General features: G+C 72.6%; 5 protein-coding genes and 1 tRNA gene. 2 read left to right on the top strand and 4 right to left on the bottom strand.

Features of this window, described 5'->3' with window-relative positions:
• Window positions 1–187, bottom strand: a 187-nt coding sequence (locus VK501_RS11555; protein WP_324337565.1) for a dTMP kinase, incomplete at its 3' end; no start/stop codon positions are given.
• Between the two features lie 28 nt (window positions 188–215).
• On the opposite strand from VK501_RS11555, the gene VK501_RS11550 reads away from it, so the two are divergent.
• Entirely contained in the window at window positions 216–1,334 is a 1,119-nt protein-coding gene (locus tag VK501_RS11550) for a hypothetical protein (RefSeq protein ID WP_324337564.1), read from the top strand.
• On the opposite strand, the gene VK501_RS11545 is transcribed toward VK501_RS11550, so the two are convergent.
• Together VK501_RS11545 and VK501_RS11540 are read right to left on the bottom strand one after the other, a co-directional pair.
• Window positions 1,331–2,149, bottom strand: coding sequence for an undecaprenyl-diphosphate phosphatase (locus tag VK501_RS11545; RefSeq protein ID WP_324337563.1), 819 nt, complete (start codon window positions 2,147–2,149; stop codon window positions 1,331–1,333). The genes VK501_RS11550 and VK501_RS11545 overlap by 4 nt on opposite strands.
• Before the next feature lie 78 nt (window positions 2,150–2,227).
• Window positions 2,228–3,118 (bottom strand): PHP domain-containing protein, encoded by an 891-nt coding sequence (locus VK501_RS11540; protein WP_324337562.1) that lies wholly within the window; start codon window positions 3,116–3,118, stop codon window positions 2,228–2,230.
• Window positions 3,119–3,212: 94 nt separating this feature from the next.
• Here VK501_RS11540 and VK501_RS11535 point away from each other — a divergent pair.
• Window positions 3,213–3,285, top strand: a tRNA-Thr gene (locus VK501_RS11535).
• Between the two features lie 60 nt (window positions 3,286–3,345).
• Here the strand turns inward: VK501_RS11535 and VK501_RS11530 are convergent.
• Complete coding sequence (locus tag VK501_RS11530) at window positions 3,346–4,083, bottom strand: IS66 family transposase (RefSeq protein WP_324337566.1); 738 nt, start codon at window positions 4,081–4,083, stop codon at window positions 3,346–3,348.
• Window positions 4,084–4,102: the final 19 nt, after the last annotated feature.

The raw sequence follows: 4,102 nt of genomic DNA, 5'->3' as shown, positions 1-4,102 counted from the left end.
CGGCGCGCGGGTCGACCTCGAGCGCCGGGTCCTTGACGAGCTCCCGCACGCGCTCGGAGACCGCGACGCCGCCTGGCTCGCGCAGGACGGTGAGCTCCGGGTGTGCGCGTACGACGCCCTCCACGAGCGTCGTCTTGCCTGCGCCGTCGATGCCCTCGACGGTGATGAGTCGCCCGCGCTCTGCCATGGGCGCGTGACAGTACCCTGGCCCGCGCATGCTCGAGGCCGCCGATCGCCATCCCCACGCCCGCGCGGTGCTGCGCGCGGCGGTGCCGCCCGAGGGCGCCCCGTCGCACGCCTACCTGTTCCACGGCCCCGCGGGCGCGGGCAAGCGCGAGGTCGCCCGGGCGTTCGCCGCCGAGCTGCTGGCCGAGGGCGCGCCCGATCCGGCCAACGCACGCCGGCGCGCCGTCGAGGGCGTCCATCCCGACCTCACCTGGGTCCGGCCGAGCGGCGCCGCGGAGATGCTCGTCTCCGACATCGACGAGCCGGTGGTGGCGGCGGTCAACCACACGCCGTTCGAGGCGCAGCGCCGCGTCTTCGTCATCGAGGGCGCCGACACGATGAACGACCAGTCGGCCAACAAGATGCTCAAGACGCTCGAGGAGCCGCCGCCGTTCGCGCACCTCGTGCTGCTCACCGACAAGCCCGGCAACATGCTGCCGACGATCGCGTCGCGCTGCCAGCCCGTGCGCTTCGAGGCCGCCACGCCGGAGGAGCTCTCGCAGCGCCTGCAGACCAAGCACGGCGTGCCGCCGCTGACCGCCGACGCGTGCGCGCGCCTCGCGCTGGGCGACGCGGAGCGGGCCCTCGCGCTCGCGCTGGGCGAGGGTCCGGCGCTGCGCGACGCCGCCGAGCGCTACGCCCGCGCGGCGCTGCACTCCACGCTGGCCGAGCGCCCGCACGTCACGCTGCTCGACCAGGCGCGCGCCCGCGGCGACGCGGCGGCCACCGGTGTGGCGGCGCAGATCGCCGGCGACGCCGAGCTGCTCCCCGACCGCGAGGCCAAGCGCCTCAAGCGCGAGGGCGAGACCGCCGGCAAGCGCGCCCATCGCCGCGCCTACGCCGCGTCGCTGGACCACGGCCTGCAGCTCGTCGCGCTCTGGCTGCGCGACGTCGCGTGCGCCAAGGACGGCGTCCCCGAGCTGATCCACCACAGCGACCGGGCCGAGCAGGTCCGGTCCGACGCCGAGGCGTCGCCCGCCACGGCCGGCCGGCTGCGCGACGCGGTCGGCCTCGTCGAGACCACCCGCACGACCTTCATCCTCAACCCGTCCGAGGAGCTCGCGCTGGAGGCGCTGGCCTCCAAGCTCGAGCGGGCGCTCAATGCCTAGCCGTTGACGGTGTTCGTCGCGACGAGCGCCAGCAGCACCACGCCGAGCACCACGCGGTAGACCACGAAGATCGTCACGGGGTGGCGGGTCAGGTACTTCAGGAACCAGGCGATCGACGCGTAGCCGACGATGAACGCGAGGATCGTCGCGAGCGCCGTCGGCGCGAAGCCCGCGCCGCCGCCCTTGCCCACGTCCTTGAGCTCGAAGAGCCCGGAGAGGACGACCGCGGGAACCGACAGCAGGAACGAGTAGCGCGCCGCGGCGGCGCGCTCCAAGCCGAGGAACAGGCCCGCGGAGATCGTCGAGCCCGAGCGGCTGACGCCCGGCACGAGCGCAGCCGCCTGCGCGAGGCCGATGATGACGCCGTCGCGCATCGTCAGCGAGTCGATGTCGCGCTCCTTGCGCCCGACGCGCTCGGCGGCCTCCAGCACGAGGCCGAGGACGATCAGGGCGATCGCGATCAGCGTGAGCTGGCGGGCGTCGGTCTCGATCTTGTCCTTGAACAACAGGCCGAGGATCGAGATCGGGATCGTGCCGATGATGATGTACCAGCCCAGCCGCGCGTCGAGCGTGCCGCGGTAGGCCGGGTCGCGCAGCGAGCGCACCCACGCGCGCGCGATGTTCCACAGGTCGGTGCGGAAGTAGAGGAGGACGGCGGCCATCGTGCCGAGCTGGACGACCGCGGTGAACGCCGTGCCCGGGTCGTCCCAGCCCATGAACGCGGGAACGATGCGCAGGTGCGCGGTCGAGGAGATGGGTAGGAACTCGGTGAGGCCCTGCACGATCCCGAGGACGATGGCCTGGATTGCGTCCATATAGGCGCGGCACAGTATTGGTCGGCACGGTCGCGCATGCGCAAGCCTCGTGACCGGGCAACCGCGTTCAGGTTCTGTTCAGGACTGCGCGAGCGGCCCGAGCCGGGGCTCGATGCCGTGCAGCGCGAACGCCCGGAACGCGTGGAAGCGCGGGTGGTCGGGGCCGTGGAAGTCGGCCGAGCCGGTGGTCAGCAGACCGCGCTGCGCGCACGCGTCGGCGACCAGCAGCGTCTCCTCGCGCGTATGCGTGATGTAGAAGGCCTCGACGCCGTCCAGGCCCTGGGCCGCGAAGCGGTCGATCGCGCCGACGACCTCCTCGGGCGCATCGACGTCCCAGAACGGGTGCGCCCAGACGGCGACGCCGCCGGCGCCGTGGATCGCGGCGATGGCCTCGGCGACGGTCGGCGTGCTCCGGCGGCGGTAGGCCGGGGCGCCGGGGATCAGGTAGGCCTCGAGCAGCCTGCCGAAGTCGGCCAGCCCCTCGTCCGCGACGCGCCGGGCGTTGTCGGGGTGGTCGAACGCGGCCTGCGCGAGGTGGGGCCGGCCGATGGGCAGGCCCGCGGCGCGGCGCGCCTCCAGCGGGGCGCGGTCGAGGGCTAGCCCGCATGCCTCCAGCGCGTCGGCCATGCGGTCGGCGCGCGCGTTGCGGTCGGCGCGGAAGCGCTCGAGGGTCGTCAGGAAGGCCGCGTCGGTGTGGTCCACGCCGTAGCCGAGGACGTGCAGATCGTCGTGGTCGCCGTCGATGGTCGAGAGCTCGGTGGCGGCGACGACCCGGATCGCGCCGCCGGTGGCGCGCGCCATGTCGAGCGCCTCGGCGACGCCGTCGACCGTGTCGTGATCGCTGAGCGCGAGGAGTTGCACCCCCGCGGCCGCCGCGCGTGCCACCACCTCGGCGGGCGGCAGCGTGCCGTCGGAGCACGTCGAGTGCGACTGGAGGTCGAAGGTCGGGCGGTCGTCCGGCGGAGGCACCTGCCGACCGTACCCGCGCCACGATCGTCTGGGTCGAACGGCACCAGCGCGCGCGCACGCCAGCGACCCCACCGCTACCATCTGACGCCGTTACGCCGACGTAGCTCAGCTGGTAGAGCACTTCACTCGTAATGAAGGGGTCCGGGGTTCGAGTCCCCGCGTCGGCTCTCCACAAAGTCCCTGCAAGCGCCGTAAATCCGGTAGGCGTTCAGTGTCCTGCTGGCCGGTTAGGTCAGCAGCGGCGCTGGATGGCCGGCGGCGCGGGCGGTGAGGACGTCGATGAGGTAGGCGTGCAGGCTGCGGTGTTGGAGGCGGCAGGTGGTGTGTGCGGAGAGCAGTCGGGCGATGCGTTGTTCGCCGTGTTCGGATTGGCTGCCGAGGCTGAGCTTGCGGTAGATGACCGCGCCGCGCAGGGCGCGTTCGGCGTGGTTGTTGGTCGGCTGCACGCCGGGGTGGTTGGCGAACGTCCATAGCGCGGGCCAGATCTTCAGCATGGCGCGGGCGAAGCGGCGGCTTTGGCGGTAGCGGGCGTGGTTGGCAGCGTGCTCGCGCAGGACCGCTTTGAGCTGGCGTTGCAGCAACCGGACGCGGCGCTTGAGCTCTTGGCGGTCGCCGGTGTGCTGGTAGATCTCCCAGGCCCAAAACAGCTCCCGGCAGACCGCCAGGCCGGCCTCGCCGAGCAGCTTGTCGCTGCCGCGGCCCTCGGCGTGAAACTCGAAGTCGCGCTGCAGATGGCTCCAGCAGATCTGTCGTCGCTTGACCGGCAGATGGTTGTAGGCCCACCAGCGATCAGATGTCACGATCGCGCTGCTCGGCCCGAGCAGTGCTTTGGCGTGGTCGTCGTGGCGGCTTGCGGTGATCTCAAAGATCGCGTGACGCTCGGTGAACATGCCCCACAGCGCGCGCTGGGATCCGCGCAGGCGCCAGCCGGTCTCGTCCATGTTCACCGCGCCCGCTGAACGCACCTGGCCCAGCAGGTCCTCG

It is taken from the genome of Baekduia sp., assembly GCF_035318805.1.
Taxonomy (GTDB): Bacteria; Actinomycetota; Thermoleophilia; order Solirubrobacterales; family Solirubrobacteraceae; genus Baekduia.
The sequence above is the reverse complement of the archived record's forward strand: the minus strand, read 5'-3'. Positions and strand labels throughout refer to the sequence as shown.